The following is a 15,115-nucleotide window of genomic DNA, read 5'->3' as shown; positions in this document are numbered from 1 at the left end:
CCGCACCTCGGGGGTTGGGTTGTTGTGATGGGTGGGTCAGGTCGTCTTGCTTTGGCCTCCGCCGATGACGTAGTCGGCACCGTTGATGTTGCGGGCTGTGCCGGCGACGAGGAAACTCCCCAGCACTCCCGTCCACGCCTCGACGATCTGCGCGGGACTCAACGCGACAGGCTCACCGCCGTTGAGGCTGATGTAGTCCAACGCCACCTGTTCAGCGAACACCTCCACCAGACGTTCCCATTCGCGCCGGTCGGCGTGCCATCCCATCCGCGTGCAGGTCTCGATGATGTCCAGCCGGTCTTCGAGCAGGCTCAAGTCTCATATCCTTCGTCTGATTTCGTACGCGCGCTGCGGGAAACCGCGGCGCACGCAGTGTGGGTCGACACTACTATCGAATTTGCCGCAATTCGGATAAAGAATGCCTCTACAGCAATTGGTGCGCCGGATTCACCGGTCGGGGGTGACATGGAGCGGCATGAGATCGAGACTGGCACCGGAAGTTCCGCCTACCTCTGATGCTAATCAACCGGAATGGTATTTCCAGGGTCTTAAGAGGGCGTTTGCCGGACATCAGCTACGACAGGCCTGGCGAAGCCTGGCCAGACCTACAGTGTCAACGGATGTGACGCTAAGCCCGGTTTGCCGTTCCACTCCTACTGGCAGGCCGATGCCCACCGAAGGGCGCAGCGGCGGCCCGTACCTGGTCACGGGTGGAGTCCAGGGCTTGCCAATGCCGGGGTATTCCCCGACGGGGATGGGCTGGACGCCTTCGCGCATGTGACCGGTGTACGGGCGGCTGCCCATCTCCCGGCCGGGGTGGCCGCCTGGCCTGCTCGCCCGCCACGACCGCCGCCTGCTGCGTGTCGAAGGCCGGCATGCCTACCGGGAGCACGTGCATGGTCCACGGCGACGGCCGCCGCTGACCCGGGGCTCGCGCCACCGGGACGACGAGAGCCCACGGGGCGTTGACTTTGTCGCAAGGTATGACGCACCATGTTGCTACAAAGCTTGCGACAATGGAGACGCTATGACGCGTGAACCGTTACCGGACGGCGGCCCGCCGGCGCGTGCGGCCGATCTGCGACTGGCGGGCGAGTGGCTGGCCCAGCACGACCTGGCCGGCGCCCGGCCGACCCCGCTGCTGGCCAGCCGGCTGGCGGTCCGGAGACGCGCCCGCCTCGCCGCTCAGGTCATCCTGACCGTGCTGATCCTCGCGAGCGCAGCCGCCGCGGCCTTCGGCGGCTTCCCGCCGCATCGCCCGCTGCCGCTGCTGGCCCTGACCGCGCTGGTGGCCGGGCTGCTGCTGGCACAGTCGCTGCTCGACTGGTGGGTGCGACGCGTCGACCAGCGGGCGAGCACGACGCTGTCCCGCAGGGCCGCCCATCTGATCCAGCCCGGCTGGCGGGCCGTGCTCGGCCAGCCGTACGCCGTCTTCACGGTCGCCACATTCGCCGGTGCGATGGCGCTGGCCGGCAGTGCCCTGGCCGTTCCCGACCCCACCGTGCGGCAGCTGGCCGTCATCCTGCTCATCGGCCTGCTCGGCGTGACAGCCATCATCGCCCTGCAGCTGCGCCACCTGCTCACGCGCCCGGTCGTGGCGGAGGACCAGGAGTCGCTGACCGCCGACGTCATCATGCGCGTCGAGGACGCCCGCGACCTCACCACGCCGAACGTGCAGTGGTCGCTGCCCATGGTGCTGCTGTTCGGCACCGCGCCCGGCTGGTTGAGCGCCGCTTCGGTCGCCTACCTGATCCTGGGCCTGGTCGCGTGCGTCGCGCTCCATGCCAGGACGCCGTCGAGCGCGACGGTGGCCCGGCGGGCCATGAGCGTCCGATGATCGTCATCGACGCGGCCTCGCCGGTGCCGCCGTTCGAGCAGCTGCGGGCCCAGCTCGCCCGGCAGATCCAGGACCGCACGCTGGCCGTGGGCGCCCGGCTGCCGACCATCCGCCACCTCGCGGCCGACCTCGGCCTGGCCGTCAACACGGTCGGCCGGGCCTACCGGGAGCTGGAGGAGGCGGGGCTGATCGAGACGCGCGGGCGGGCGGGCTCGTTCGTGTCGGCCGCCGGTGAGGAGGGCCGGGAGCGGGCCCGCCGGGCCGCCGCCGACTACGCGGCCGTGATCGCCAGCGTCGGCATCGACGCGGGCGAGGCGATCCGCATCGTGCAGGCGGCCCTGGCGTCCGGCGCGGCAGCACCGGCCTCGTCATGATCGCGACCCGGCCGCGGGGTCACGTCGCCGGGCGCACGACGCCAGGCCGCCGCGAAATCGGGCTCGGCACGGACGGCCAGGGCCGAGCCCACTTCGGCCCAACTCCGATAGCACCAAGCGGTTCGACATGCTCGCGCAAGCTGGCCGAGGGACCCTGGCGCACGTGGTTCCCCTACGCCGACATGGGGCGACGGGAAGACCGTCGCCGCGGACGGCTCGCAGATCGACACGGGGAGAACAACCTCCTGGCGGAAACGTCGAAACCGGTCAACACACCACCGGCTCTGAGCCGAGCGTAGCGACCGGCGTCTCTCCACCCGTTGGATGACGCGCAGCCGCGACAGCACTTGCTCGGCCGTACTCAGCCGTTCCGACAGCTCGGCGATCTGCTCACGCAGCCGGTCGGCGTCTTCGGCTGAGCGGCCTCATGGGGTCTGCTCGTCGATCTCACACTTGGTGAAGACCCATTGGTGGCCTCCGCTGTTCTTCAGTGACCAGTACATCCACCCCATTCCGGTCAGGTCGACGCTGACGGTGAAGTCGAGCGTGATGGCGCCACCGGAGACGTTTGCAGTCTGCGTGCCGCCGCCGTTCGGCGTGATGAGCTGGTACTGCGTGCTGGTGGCGTTGGTGTTGAGGTGGAAGCGCAGCCGGTAGGTGTGCGGGTTGCCGTCGGGCACCCGCACGTACGGCACCACCAGCTGGCCCACCGAAGCCGGGATCACGTCCGGGTTGAAGGCGACGTTGTTCGGGGTGAAGGCGTGCACCCCGTAGAGCACGAGCTGGGTGTCGGCCGAGGTGACGTGCTGGGGGTCCACGGTGCCGATCGGCGTCCAGCCGAATGCCGCGCCGCTCCGCGCACCCGCGCTGGGCGCGAGCCCAGCCCAGAGCAGCACGGCCGCCAGGACCGCCAGTGCTGACCTTCTTGCGGTGGTACCCATTGAGCGCTCCCTTGCGATCGTCGTCGTGTCGCGGGACGTGCCCAACCGATGCTGCGCGCGATGCAGGCGCAGGGAAACTGTCCCGTGAGGGACAACTGCGGGCGGCCGGCTGCCGTACCTCTGGGCCCCCACCCGGGTCCGCGCGACCAGCCCCAAAAAGCCTGCACGCCCTACGCCGCGACTTGCACTACGCCCAGCAGGGCGCCATCGAGGGTGCCTCACCCTCCTCACCAACGCCGTGATCACCCGGACCACCGAGTACTACGGCAAGGCGATCGGCGAGCTCCGCGACCAGAGCCGCGACGTCGGCGACGAGCTGCTGTCGTTCATCGCCCCGGCCACCGCCTACGGCTGGCCTGCACCCTGGGCAGCGAGCGCGAGGACCGAACGATCGTGGCGCGGGCCCGATCGGTCAACGCGGCCCGTGACCGCTCCGTTTCATTAGACTTTGGTCGCGTGGGAGTCGACTATCGACGGATACGCGGCGCCCTGGGCCGTGACAGGCTTCGCAGAAATGAACTCCCATCAACGTCCGACTTCCCCCACGCCCGACGCCACCCTGATCGTTAACTCTCCGCTGGTCACCATGCTGGTGTGCGCCGTGGGCGGGACGGTCATCGGCGGACTCGCCGAACTGGTCTGGGAATGGATGACGACCCAATCCTGGGGGCCACGGATAGGACCGACCAAGCTCCTGACCGTGCTCCCGAGCCCTTGGCCCACCATCGTCGCCGCCGCTGTGGGGGCTGGGGCTGGGCACGCCAGGACTGTGATCTGAACCCGCGACGGGTATGCAGCGCGTTCGTCCGGCACGGCTACTCGTGGGCGGAAGGCGCACCCGACAGCACTACCTGACGCAGTGGCATCACCCCGGACGACACCAGACCGAAGGTGAACCGCCATCGCCACCATGAGCCGGAAGCCTCCTTAGCCCGGCAGGAACCGCATCGCGGGAGCTTCATCGCGATGGCAAGCCAACAGATGAACGAGAAGGTAAGCCTGGGAATGACGACGCCACCCGATCCACCAGCCGACACGGGCCGCGCTCAGCTCAGCACCAGTGGCCGCCGGCACCAGGTGGCTGCGGTGCTGACGCTGTTTCTCCTGTCTCCCCTGCTGGGTGAGGTGGTGGGCGCGGCGTTGCGCCTGAGCAACTTCGTGGAGCCCCTGCGGGTGGTCTCGATTCTGTGCTTCTACGGTGCCGGCGTCGTCTTGATACGCGAGATCGCGCAACGCGTGCGGCTCAACGGGTGGGGGATCGTCCTGCTCGGTCTCGCCTACGCGCTGATCGAGGAGGGCCTCGCCCTGCAGACGATCTTCAACCCGAATGGGGTGGGCGAGGATACGGTGTACGGGCGCGCCGCCGGGGTGAACTGGTTCTGGGCCGTGCTCGTGTGCGGATACCACGTCGTCTGGAGCGTGCTTGTTCCCATCGGCGTGGTGCACATCCTGTTCCCTCGGCAGAGCCGGTCCCCGTGGCTGTCGCGACGGATGCTGCCGGTCTTCGGCGGGGTGTTCGCCGTCGGTACGGCGCTCTTCACGCTGGTCTCCCTCCTGCGGTCGGATTTCCGCCCCTCCGTGACCCAAATCGGCGCGGTGCTCGCGATCGTGGGACTGCTGATCTGGGCCGCCTCGCGCTGCCGGGTCCGGGACACACCACGTGTACCGGGGCGGCTGCCCGGGACGACGCGCGCCGGGTGGACCGGGCTGGGCTTCGGACTGGTCTGGTTCGCCTTCCACCTGATGGCGTTCATCGGCAGCGGCACGTCGTTCGTGTGGTGGGTACTCGCAGCCGTGCTGGTCGCCGTCGCCGCCGCGGCAATCGTGGCACGCTGGATGCGGCGCGGCTGGACGGCGCAGCACCAGCTCGCGGCATCCTTCGGCGCGGTACTGGCCGCCGGACTGTTCGGACTGCTGCTGGTATCTCTGACCAACCGGCTGGTGGACGTGGTCTTCGAGGTGATCGTGATCGGCGGGATCGTCGCCGGCTACGTCTGGACACGTCGGCGAGTCGGCCGCGCTTTACCCGCCGGCCCCGTCACGCTTCGCCGCGTTCGCCCGCACAGCTGGACCCATCTCAGCCCGGCTGGACGTGCTCACCGACGACCAGCGCCGCGCCTTGGCCGACAACGTCCGCCCCAACGCGCCAGGCGACACCCACGCGTCGCAGGACGACTCACAGGCCGTCCGCCCGCTTGGTCATCTCCTGGAGCATGAACAAGCTCGACTCGCGCGCCTTGTCCTCCCAGGCGAAGACGCACGCGGTCATGATGCCGTCGAAGCCGACGCGGCCGAGGGTGCCGAAGAACTCGTCCCAGTCGACCTCGCCCTGGCCGATGTTCAGGTGCTGGTGAACACGGGCGGCCGACCCCGGCGGGTTGACGATGTAGCGCAGCCCGGACGAGGCGCGATGGTCGAAGGAGTCGGCGACGTGCAGGTGGGTGAGCAGGTCGCCGGCGTACTCCATGATCTCGGTCATGTTGCCGCCCTGGTGGAAGGTGTGCGGCGCGCAGTACAGGAACGACACGAGCGGGGAGTTGACCCCGCGCACCATGTCGACGGCGGTCTTGCCGTCCTCGACGAAGTCGTCGGGGTGCGGCTCCAGGCGCAGCTCCACCCCCTCGCGCTCGAAGACGGGCAGCAGCTCCTCCATAGACCGCCAGAACATGGCCTCGCTCCGGGACGCCTGCTCGGGACGGCCGTTGAACTCCGAGTTCATGACGGTGCAGCCGAGGTCGACCGTGATCTCGATGGCCCGCTTCCAGTAGCGCACGGCCGCCTGGCGCTCCTCCTCGTCGGGGCCGGACCAGCGATACAGCGGCAGCACCGAGCAGATCTTGACATCCGCTGCGGCGAGGGCGGATTTGAAGGCCACGACGGTGTCCCGATCGGCCCTCGGGTGCAGGAAGAAGGGCAGGAAGTCCTCGCGCGGCGACAACTCGATGTATTCGTAGCCCAGCTCTGCGACGAGCGCGGGCAACTCGAGCAGCGGCGTGCGGCGCAACATGTACGGGTCAAGAGCGATCTTCATTGTGGTTTCCTCTCAGGCGTAGAGACCGGGCCGCTCGACCAGGCCGACCGGGACGGGCTCGCCCGTCCCGAGCGAGGCGACGGCGCTCTCCGCGACGGCGGTGGCCGCGTAGCCGTCCCACGCGCTCGGCCCGCCGACGACGCCGGCGCGCAGCCCGGTGATCCACTCCTGCAGTTCCGCCAGGTACGTCCCGCCGAACCGGACCCGCCAGTCGGCCGGTACCGCCTGGATCCGCCGCCCGCCGGTGACCAGCGCGTTGGCGCTCGGGTTCTCCAGCGCCACGACGCCCGTGGACCCGACGACCTCGCAGCGCACGTCGTAGCCGTACTGGCAGTTGACGAACACCTCGACGGTGACCACGCCGCCGCCGGCCAGCTCCAGCAGCACGATCTGCGGGTCGCGCACGTGGGCCGCGGCCAGCGGGCTCGGTTTCGTGGCGACGACGGTGGCGCGCACGATCTCCTGGCCGAACAGCCAGCGGGTGGTGTCGATCTCGTGGATGACCGAGTCGGTCATCGCCATCGCGCTGGTGAAGGAGTCGGGTACGGCCGCGTTGCGGTGCACCATGTGGGCGAGGAGCGCCTCGCCGACCGTGCCGTCGTCGATGGCGTTCTTGACGACCTGGTAGCCCGGGTCGTAGCGGCGCATGAAGCCGACCTGGATCCATCGGCGGCCGGAGGCGACCTCGGCGTCGAGGACCTTGAGGCAGTCCGCCGCCGTGGTGGCCAGCGGCTTCTCGCAGAGCACGGGCTTGCCCGCGGCGATGCAGGCCAGCACCTGCTCGGCGTGGAGGTCGCCCGGCGAGGCGATGACCACGGCGTCGACGGCGGGGTCCTCGACGACGTCGAGCGCGCTCGCGCGCGTCACGGCGCCCGCCCCGGCTGCGATCTGCTCCGCGCGGGCGCTGTCGACGTCGAACACGGCGACGACCGTCGATCCGACGACCTGGGATGCCAGCCGTGTCACGTGGTCGGCCCCGATGTTGCCGGTCCCGATGACACCGACGTTGATGGTCACAGGGATTCCTCTCTTTCAGGGACGCAGGCCGCAGCCGTTGAAGTACTTGCGGGTGCGGGTGGCGATGGGCAGTGGAGTGTCGGTCGGGCACGGGTAGAGGTCCTGCTCGACGATCGCGAACAGGTCGGCGTCCAGCCGGCCGAGCTCGGCCAGCAGCGGCTCCATGGCGGGGATGCCGGAGGGCGGCTCGATCATGGCGCCGCGCCGTACGGCCTCGGCGAAGCACAGGTTCTCTTCGCGGACCTGCCGGACGATCTCGGGGTCCACCTGCTTGAGATGCACGTAGCCGATCCGCTCGGGGAACGCCCGGATGATCTCGATGTTGTCCCCGCCGCAGTAGGAGATGTGGCCGGTGTCGAGGCAGAGCGAGACGACCTCGGGGTCGGTGTCCTCCAGGAACCGCAGGACGCGTTCCTGGGTGTCGACGTGGCTGTCGGCGTGGGGGTGGAAGACCAGCTCGACGCCGGACTCCTCGCGCAGGACGCGGGCCAGCTCCGACATGCCCAAGGTGAGGTCCTTCCACTGCTCGGGCGTCAGGTCGACCGGCTGGGTGAGGTTCCCGTCGAGGTCGGTGTACCCCTCGGGCAGCGAGACCAGGTATTTCGCGCCGAGCGCGGTGAGCAGCCTGGCCTCCGCGCGGCACTCCTCGACGGCCTCCTTCAGGGCGTCCCGGCCGCGGTGCAGGCCGGAGAAGACCGCGCCGCCGGACAGCCGCAGCCCGCGCCGGCCGAGCTCGTCACGCAGGTGCTCGGGGTCGGTGGGCAGGTAGCCGTACGGGCCGAGCTCGATCCATTGGTAGCCGGCCGCGGCGACCTCGTCGAGGAAGCGGTCCCAGGGGACCTGGCCGGGGTCGTCGGGGAACCATACGCCCCAGGAGTCGGGGGCCGTGCCCAGCCGGATCCGGGGCAGGGTGCCGGTGTTCGACAACATGATCTCCTAGCTGGTGGTCAGGGACTGGCGGTGGCGCTGCAGGCCGATCTCCCCTTCGACCACGGCCGCGGTGAGCTCCTTGACGGAGGTCTGCTCGCGCGTGGTGTCGAGGATCTTGCGGCCGTGGTTCATCACGATGTGCCGGTCGCACACCTGGTACGCATGGTGCAGGTTGTGCGTGACCAGCACGGAGCTGACGCCCTCGCCCTTGAGCCGGGTGAGGTACGCCAGCAGGGCCTCGGTGGCGCGAACGGCCAGGGCGCTCGTCGGCTCGTCGAGAATGAGCAGGCTGCGCTTGAAGTGCACGGCGCGGGCGATCGCCACCGCCTGCTGCTGGCCGCCGGACAGCGAGCTCACGAGCTGGCGAGGGCTCTTGATGCCCTCGATCGTCACGACGCTGTCGAGGATGTCCGCGGCGATGCGGTCCATCTCGCGCAGCCTCAGCAGGCCGAGCGGGCTGGTGAGCTCGCGGCCCATGAAGATGTTGCGGGTGATGGTGAGCGACGGGACCAGCGCGGAGTCCTGGAAGATCGTCTCGATGCCGAGCTTCTCGGTGTCCTGGCGGGTCGGCGCGGTCAGCTTCCTGCCTCGCCAGGCGTACTGCCCCGCGTCCGCGCGGACGACGCCCGACATGATCTTGACGAGGGTGGACTTGCCGGCGCCGTTGTCGCCGAGCAGGCCGACGACCTCGCCCTGGCGGATCTGGAAGCCGACGTCGTTCAGGCAGATGTTCGGTCCGTAGCGCTTGGTGATGCCCGCCAGCTCCAGGAGGACCTCGCCGGCGCCGTTCGAGCTCATTCGGCTTTCCCTTCGATGAGGCGGTTGAAGACGGCGGCGAAGACGATGATCACGCCGATGAAGAGGTTGAGGTAGAAGCCCGGAGCTCCGGAGAGCAGCAGGATGTCCTGCAGCACGAGGATGAGCGCGGCACCGAGCACCATGCCGAGGACGCTGCCCTTGCCGCCGCGCAGCGCCACACCGCCGACCACGGCCGCCGCGATGGCCTGCAGCTCCATGCCGCGGCCGGTGCCGGGCTGGACGGACTGCGTCCGCACCGCGACGAGGATCGCGGCGAGCGCCACGCACAGCCCGAGGATGCCGAAGGCGATCAGCTTGATGCGCGTCGGGTTGATGGAGATCGCCCGGGCCGCGGACTCGTTCCCGCCGACGGCGAAGATGTGGTTGCCGAGCTTGTGGCGGTGCATGAGCACCCAGAAGAACACCGCTACCAGGACCAGCCACACGACCTGGCCCCGGAACGGGCCCACCTGCCCGGCGAAGACGGTCTGCAGGGTCTCGCCCCGCTGCATGCGCGCGGCGGAGGTGCCGTTGTAGAACAGCGCGGCGCCGTCCCAGAACAGCATCATGCCGAGCGTGACGATGAAAGACGGGATCTTGAACCGGGTCACGATCACGCCGTTGAGCAGCGCGATGCCGATGCCCATCGCGAAGGTCACGACGAACGCGCCGGCCACGTTCCCGTCGGAGTACCAGTGGATGAACACCAACGCGCAGAAGGTGTAGTTCATCCCCAGAGACAGGTCGAACTCCCCCGCGATCATCAGCACGCCCGCGCCGATCGCGAGGATCGCCAGCACCGGGATCGACTGGCTCAGGACGTTGAAATTGGCTTCTGAGAGGTAGGGGAAGCTGTCCGGCGCCACCAGATAGGCGACGACACAACCGATCTGCACCAGCGCGAAGATGATGCCGATCTCGAGCGCGCCGCGGCCGCGCACCAGCCGCAGCCACCCGCCGAACGGCCCAGGGGCAGATGCCTCCGGGGTGCGCTTCGCCGGAGCCGCCTGCGCCATCAGCGGATGATCCTGCATGGTGGGTGACGGAGCTCCGTCGCTGGTCGGTGTGCTCATTGCTCCTTGGCTCTCCCTGTCCGTGGCTGGATGGGACCGGTGGGGCGGGCCCGGCAACCCGTGAAGGCCCGCCCCGCTGCCAGTCCGATCAGCGGATCGTGCCTGCCAGTTGCTCGACGACCGCGACGTTGGACTTGTCCACCAGACCGCCGCCGCCGGAGTTGATGGTCGCGGCGCTGAGGCCGAAGTCGAGGTGCATCGCCAGTTGCGCCACGGTCTGGAAGCCCTGGACGTAGGGCTGCTGGTCCGCTGCGGCGAGGATGGTCCCGCTCTTGATGCCGTCGATGACCGGCTTGGACAGGTCGAAGCCGACCACCGGGATCTTGACGCCGACGTCCGTCATCGCCGCCTCGACGTTGCGGTGCGGGGTGCCGCCCAGCGGCACGATCGCCGCGGTGTCCTTGTGGCCGAGCAGGTACTGACTCATCTTGTCCAGCGCTCCCGCGTCGTCGATGCCGGTCGCGACCATCTCGGTCTTCGCGCCGATGGCGTCGAGAGCCTTCTGGACCCCGGCGTTGCGCTGGATGGCGTACACCTGGTCGGGGAACTCGACCGGGGTGAAGACCTTGGCGCCCTGCGGCAGCTTGGCCTCGGCGATCAGGCGCTGGCCGAGCAGGAAGCCCGCCTCCTCGAAGTTCTGGCCGACGAAGCCCAGGGTGCACTTGGCGACGTCACCCTCCTGCGTGATGTTGTACGCGAGCACCGAGATGCCGGCCTTCGAAGCGGCGCAGACGTTCTCGGTGTAGCGCTTCGGGTCGTCGATCACCACGGCGACGGCGGCGGGCTTGTCGGCCACGGCGCTGCCGATCAGGTCGTTGTACTTCGCCGAGTCGCCCTGGCTGGTCTGCAGGTTCAGCTCGACGTTGAACAGCTCGGCCGCGTCCTTGGCGCCCTGCGAGATGGTGCCCCAGAAAGAGTCACCAGGATCCTGGGAGAGCAGGAACGTGATCTTACGGTTCTCGGCCCGGCTCCCGAGCCCGGACTGCAGCCCCGCCCCCGAGGCGGCCGCGGCGGGCTCCGTGGGCAGTGCGCTCTGACCGGCGCTCGAGCCGTTCGAACAGCCGGCGAGGGTGAGCACGAGAAGGGGCACGACTACTAGAGCGCGCCAGTCGTTGCGAATGGAGTACGGCACTGGTTCTACCTCTCCCTGGGAGCGGTCACGGGCCTTTTGGATCAGGGGAACACCGAGAGGTTCTCGGGCGGCGAGGGGCCTGGGAAGGCCCGTCGGTGCGTCGGGTCAGCTTCGTTTCGACGATGTAACCTGCAGGAGAAGCCGCCTGTCAATACATTGTCTTAACAAAGTTTGTCCTGACATAACGACTTGCTGACGTCATAGCTATTGAGCGTTCAGTGACTTGTTTTCCTGGGGAAACGTGCTGGAGGGCGCGGCGCACCTCCGACCGGTTGCGCGGCTGAGTACATACGCCGCATCCCGCTGTCCGGGGGGGCGCCGCACTCCGCTGCCCGGGAGCGGCGTCTCTTCGGATGTCGTTCTGCGACTGCGGCACACGGCCGGCGTCGGCCTCTCATGGATGCTCCATGTGTCCGTCCGGCTTCCGCATCTTGAGCGCGCTTCTAGCGCGCTCTAGTCGCTGTTACTATGAGCCAGGTCACATGGAATGTCAACAGCCTGCGACAAGCTGCGCACATCGGAAAAGGGTTGATGTTGGAGCAAGGTGCGGAATCCGAGTCGTCCGCGACCAGGGCCTCGGCGCGGGCCAAGCGCCCCACCATGGCGGATGTCGCGGCACGCGTGGGCGTGTCACGGGCGCTGGTGTCGCTCGTGTTCCGCAACGAGCCGGGAGCGAGCGAGGAGACGCGCGACCGGGTCTTCCGCGCCGCCGACGAGCTCGGCTACCGTCCGGACAACGCCGCCCGGCTCCTCGCCCGCAACCGCAGCATGGTCCTCGGCGTGATGATCAACATCCGCAACGCCTTCCACGCCGATCTCGTCGAGGCGATCTACGCCGAGGCCGAGCGGCTCGGCTATGAGGTCCTGCTCAGCGCGCTCGGCCCCACGCGGGACGAACGGAAGGTCGTCGAGGCCCTGCTCGGCCACCGCTGCGAGGCGTTGATCCTGCTCGGCCCGAACGCCGAGACCCCATACCTCGCCGAGCTGGGAGCCCATACCCCCACCGTGGTCGTGGGGCGGCGCGTGCCGGCGAGCGGCGTCGACACCGTGCACACCGCCGAGAACAAGGGCATGCGACAGGCCGTGGATCATCTGGTGGGCCTCGGCCACCGCGCCATCGTCCACATCGACGGGGGCAACGGCCCCGGTTCCGCCGAACGCCGCCGCGCGTACCGCGCCGCCATGCGCGACCACGGGCTACAGGAAGAGATCCGAGTCCTCGCGGGAGATCACACCGAGGAATCCGGCGAGAAGGCCGGCGAGGCGCTGGTCCACGACGACCGGTTGCCGACCGCCGTGCTGGCCGGCAACGACCGGTGCGCCATGGGGCTCATGCACGCGCTGAGCCGCGCGGGCGTCAGCATCCCGACAGACATCTCGGTGGTCGGGTACGACGACAGCCACATAGCACACCTGTCCCACATCAACCTCACCACCGTGCGTCAAGATGCCGAGCAGATGGCCCAGCTCGCCGTGCGCTCCGCGGTGGAACGCCTGGACGACCACCGGCTGCCCTCCCGCGAGCTCATCCTCGACGCCCGCCTCGTCGTCCGAGGCACCACCGCGCCACCACGCGCATGACCGATTCGTGGACCGGCACCGGTGGCACGCCCAGCTTGGCGATCCCGTGTGCCGCTCTGCCTCGGCCGGCATCCAGCCCCCGCCGATGAACCGGGCGGAGGTCGGGACACCGGGCTCTGGATCGGTGACGACGGGCTCAGCCTGCGCGGATGTGGATGCCGGGTCGCCATCCGAGCTGCCGCGAGATCCCCAGGCCACTCGCCAGGACCGACGGCAGTGCGGCCTGGTGCTTGACCGAGCCCGCCCGGAGCACCACCGACAGCGCCGCGACGACCCGGCCGTGGCCGTCGACGATGCGCGTGGCCACCGAGTCGGCCCCCTCGGTCAGTTCACCACGAACGGCGGCGGTTCCGGTCCGGCGGCACGCCGCGATCTCGTGGCGCAGCTCCGCCGAATCGACCACCGTCCGCGAGGTGTAGCGGCGAAGCCCTCCGTTCAGGACACTCTCGATCAGCTCCGGGCCGCCATGGCTCAGCAGCACCTTCCCCACGCCGGAGCAATGCAGCGGCAGCCTCCCACCGACCTGCGACACCAGGCCCAGAGCGCGTGGTGCCGACAACCGCTCAATGATCACCGCCTCGTGTCCTTCCAGGACGGCCAGTTGCACATGCTGGTGAAGCGCGCTGTGCAGGTCCTCCATGAACGGCTGAGCCAGGCTCCGCAAGGACTCGGTCAGCGGTGCCAGCGTCCCGAGCTGCCACAACCGCAGCCCGACGGTGAATCGCCCGTCCTCCCGGCGATCGAGGGCGCCCGCCGCGACCAGTTCCATGACCAGGCGGCGCACGGTGGGGTGCGGAATACCGGTCATGCGCACCAGATCGGCCAGACTCAGGTCGGGGTGGTCAGGCTGGAAGGCGAAGAGGATTTCCAGGAGGCGAGAGCTCACCGTTCTCCCCGGCTCACGCGTACGAGGCATGCAGTACGCGACCTCCTCGCTCATCGGGTAGCGGCACCTTAACAGGCATGTTCATTGGATGAACACGCACACCCGCTGGAGCGACGCAGCGGGGCACCATGACGCCATCAGACGGGCCATCCAGGCGCAAGGACCTACGGCGGAAGCGGAGAGCGAGCAGATGGTCGACACAGGGGCGAAGAACCCGCGGATCGCGATCCTGGGAGGCGGGATCGGCGGACTCGCCGCCGGTGCCTTCCTCCGTCGCGAAGGGATCTCCGCCACCGTCTACGAACAAGCCTCAGAGCTGAAGGAGGTGGGTGCGGGGCTGGTGGTGGCGCCGAACGCCGCCCGGCTGCTCCGCCGGCTCGCCGTCCTCGACGACTTCCTGCACCGTGCCGTGCGACTCGAGATCGGCTGGGAGTTCCGCCGCTGGCAGGACGGCACGGTGCTGTCCGCCGAGGACCTCGCCTCGGCGTGCGAGCAGTTGTACGGCGAGCACACCTACACCGCGCATCGTGCCGATCTCCTGAAGCTCCTGAGATCAGCCGTCCCCGACAGCAGCGTTCGCCTCGGCAAACGGTGCGTCGATCTCACCACCCGAGGCGACGGCCGGCCGGTGCTGCGCTTCGCCGACGGCGAGATCGTCGAGCCCGACGTCGTGATCGGAGCGGACGGGATCCACTCCGTCGTGCGGAGCGCGATCGCGGAATCCGCGCCGGCCGTCTACTCCGGCATCTGCGCCTTCCGCGCCCTCGTGCCGTCCGAGCGGGCCCCGGCCTTCGCCCGGCGCAACGCCCAGACACTCTGGCTCGGGCCCGGCCACCATCTGGTGCACTACCCCGTCTCGGCCGGCCGGTTCGTGAACCTCGTCGCCTTCGCTCCCGCGGGGGACGATGCCGTCGAGTCCTGGACCGCGACCGCGACGGTGGAGGAGTTCCTGTCCGAGTTCGAAGGCTGGGATCCGCGGCTGACCGAGCTCATCCGGGCTGCTGGGACACCCGGACGGTGGGCGCTCCTGGACCGGGCACCGCTGCGGCGATGGAGCAAGGGCCCGGTGACCCTCCTCGGCGACGCGGCCCACCCGATGTTCCCCTTCTTCGCTCAAGGGGCGGCCCAGGCCATCGAGGACGCCGCCGTGCTCGCCCGCTGCCTCGCCGACGACCTGGCTGATCCCTCCCGGGCTCTGCGGCGCTACGAGACGCTGCGGATCCCCCGGACCAGCCGGTTGCAGGAGGTCAGCCACGCCCGGGCGCTCATCAACCACCTGCCCGACGGGCCAGAACAACAGGCCCGCGACAAGTCCTTCGCCGATGCGGACCCCTTGGTGGCGAACGGCTGGATTTACGCCTACGACCCCGGCCAAGCGCTGGAAGAGACCGCCGACACGCCATGACCGCACCCAACTCCTCCACGGCCGCGCTCCCACTAAGAAATAACCCCTGGGTTCCTGAGCGCCTCTCCAGGTCCTCCCGCCCCAGGACCAGGGCGTTCTCTGTGCAGAGC

At 69.2% G+C, this 15,115-nt stretch carries 16 protein-coding genes; 7 read left to right on the top strand and 9 right to left on the bottom strand.

Translation table 11 applies throughout. The annotated features are described in order from the left end of the window. Positions 1-36: 36 nt before the first annotated feature. Positions 37-315: a nuclear transport factor 2 family protein gene (locus ACTMTI_RS54645; protein ID WP_441129010.1), complete on the bottom strand. Its 279-nt coding sequence runs from the start codon at positions 313-315 to the stop codon at positions 37-39. A gap of 712 nt (positions 316-1,027) precedes the next feature. Between ACTMTI_RS54645 and ACTMTI_RS54640 the strand changes: the two genes are divergently transcribed. Together ACTMTI_RS54640 and ACTMTI_RS54635 are read left to right on the top strand one after the other, a co-directional pair. Beyond that, positions 1,028-1,837 (top strand): hypothetical protein, encoded by an 810-nt coding sequence (locus tag ACTMTI_RS54640; RefSeq protein WP_441129009.1) that lies wholly within the window; start codon positions 1,028-1,030, stop codon positions 1,835-1,837. Then, a complete protein-coding gene (locus tag ACTMTI_RS54635) occupies positions 1,834-2,211 on the top strand; it encodes a GntR family transcriptional regulator (protein WP_363637738.1) in 378 nt (125 codons plus the stop codon). The genes ACTMTI_RS54640 and ACTMTI_RS54635 overlap by 4 nt, the downstream gene beginning before the upstream one ends. Positions 2,212-2,636: 425 nt before the next feature. Here ACTMTI_RS54635 and ACTMTI_RS54630 read toward each other — a convergent pair whose 3' ends face one another. After that, positions 2,637-3,152 (bottom strand): hypothetical protein, encoded by a 516-nt coding sequence (locus tag ACTMTI_RS54630; protein WP_441129008.1) that lies wholly within the window; start codon positions 3,150-3,152, stop codon positions 2,637-2,639. Between the two features lie 238 nt (positions 3,153-3,390). Between ACTMTI_RS54630 and ACTMTI_RS54625 the strand changes: the two genes are divergently transcribed. The 3 genes from ACTMTI_RS54625 to ACTMTI_RS54615 all read left to right on the top strand — a co-directional run bounded on the left by ACTMTI_RS54625 (position 3,391) and on the right by ACTMTI_RS54615 (position 5,369). Then, entirely contained in the window at positions 3,391-3,597 is a 207-nt protein-coding gene (locus ACTMTI_RS54625) for a hypothetical protein (RefSeq protein ID WP_441129007.1), read from the top strand. A gap of 69 nt (positions 3,598-3,666) precedes the next feature. Beyond that, positions 3,667-3,930 (top strand): YqeB family protein, encoded by a 264-nt coding sequence (locus ACTMTI_RS54620; protein ID WP_441129006.1) that lies wholly within the window; start codon positions 3,667-3,669, stop codon positions 3,928-3,930. Between the two features lie 113 nt (positions 3,931-4,043). Continuing rightward, positions 4,044-5,369: a hypothetical protein gene (locus ACTMTI_RS54615; RefSeq protein ID WP_441129005.1), complete on the top strand. Its 1,326-nt coding sequence runs from the start codon at positions 4,044-4,046 to the stop codon at positions 5,367-5,369. On the opposite strand, the gene ACTMTI_RS54610 is transcribed toward ACTMTI_RS54615, so the two are convergent. The 6 genes from ACTMTI_RS54610 to ACTMTI_RS54585 form a co-directional block, all read right to left on the bottom strand. After that, positions 5,329-6,183 (bottom strand): sugar phosphate isomerase/epimerase family protein, encoded by an 855-nt coding sequence (locus ACTMTI_RS54610; RefSeq protein WP_441129004.1) that lies wholly within the window; start codon positions 6,181-6,183, stop codon positions 5,329-5,331. The two genes, ACTMTI_RS54615 and ACTMTI_RS54610, sit on opposite strands and share 41 nt — an antisense overlap. A 12-nt stretch (positions 6,184-6,195) precedes the next feature. Beyond that, positions 6,196-7,200, bottom strand: a complete 1,005-nt coding sequence (locus ACTMTI_RS54605) for a Gfo/Idh/MocA family protein (protein ID WP_441129003.1) — start codon at positions 7,198-7,200, stop codon at positions 6,196-6,198. A 15-nt stretch (positions 7,201-7,215) separates the two neighbouring features. Then, the gene (locus tag ACTMTI_RS54600) at positions 7,216-8,130 is read right to left on the bottom strand and encodes a TIM barrel protein (protein WP_441129002.1); all 915 of its coding nucleotides are present in this window, start codon (positions 8,128-8,130) and stop codon (positions 7,216-7,218) included. A 6-nt stretch (positions 8,131-8,136) separates the two neighbouring features. Continuing rightward, a complete protein-coding gene (locus ACTMTI_RS54595; protein ID WP_441129001.1) occupies positions 8,137-8,928 on the bottom strand; it encodes an ATP-binding cassette domain-containing protein in 792 nt (263 codons plus the stop codon). Continuing rightward, positions 8,925-10,001: an ABC transporter permease gene (locus tag ACTMTI_RS54590; RefSeq protein ID WP_441129000.1), complete on the bottom strand. Its 1,077-nt coding sequence runs from the start codon at positions 9,999-10,001 to the stop codon at positions 8,925-8,927. The genes ACTMTI_RS54595 and ACTMTI_RS54590 overlap by 4 nt, the downstream gene beginning before the upstream one ends. Before the next feature lie 88 nt (positions 10,002-10,089). Next, complete coding sequence (locus tag ACTMTI_RS54585) at positions 10,090-11,133, bottom strand: substrate-binding domain-containing protein (RefSeq protein ID WP_441128999.1); 1,044 nt, start codon at positions 11,131-11,133, stop codon at positions 10,090-10,092. A gap of 531 nt (positions 11,134-11,664) precedes the next feature. Between ACTMTI_RS54585 and ACTMTI_RS54580 the strand changes: the two genes are divergently transcribed. Further along, positions 11,665-12,714, top strand: a complete 1,050-nt coding sequence (locus ACTMTI_RS54580; protein WP_441128998.1) for a LacI family DNA-binding transcriptional regulator — start codon at positions 11,665-11,667, stop codon at positions 12,712-12,714. Between the two features lie 136 nt (positions 12,715-12,850). Here the strand turns inward: ACTMTI_RS54580 and ACTMTI_RS54575 are convergent, their stop codons facing one another. Beyond that, a complete protein-coding gene (locus ACTMTI_RS54575; RefSeq protein WP_441128997.1) occupies positions 12,851-13,600 on the bottom strand; it encodes an IclR family transcriptional regulator in 750 nt (249 codons plus the stop codon). Between the two features lie 88 nt (positions 13,601-13,688). Between ACTMTI_RS54575 and ACTMTI_RS54570 the strand changes: the two genes are divergently transcribed. Then, positions 13,689-15,005, top strand: a complete 1,317-nt coding sequence (locus ACTMTI_RS54570; RefSeq protein ID WP_441128996.1) for an FAD-dependent monooxygenase — start codon at positions 13,689-13,691, stop codon at positions 15,003-15,005. The last annotated feature ends 110 nt before the right edge of the window (positions 15,006-15,115 follow it).

Source organism: Nonomuraea sp. H19, from assembly GCF_052068215.1.
Lineage (GTDB): Bacteria > Actinomycetota > Actinomycetes > Streptosporangiales > Streptosporangiaceae > Nonomuraea.
Note: the sequence above shows the minus strand (reverse complement) of the source record. Positions and strands in the feature narration are given on the sequence as shown.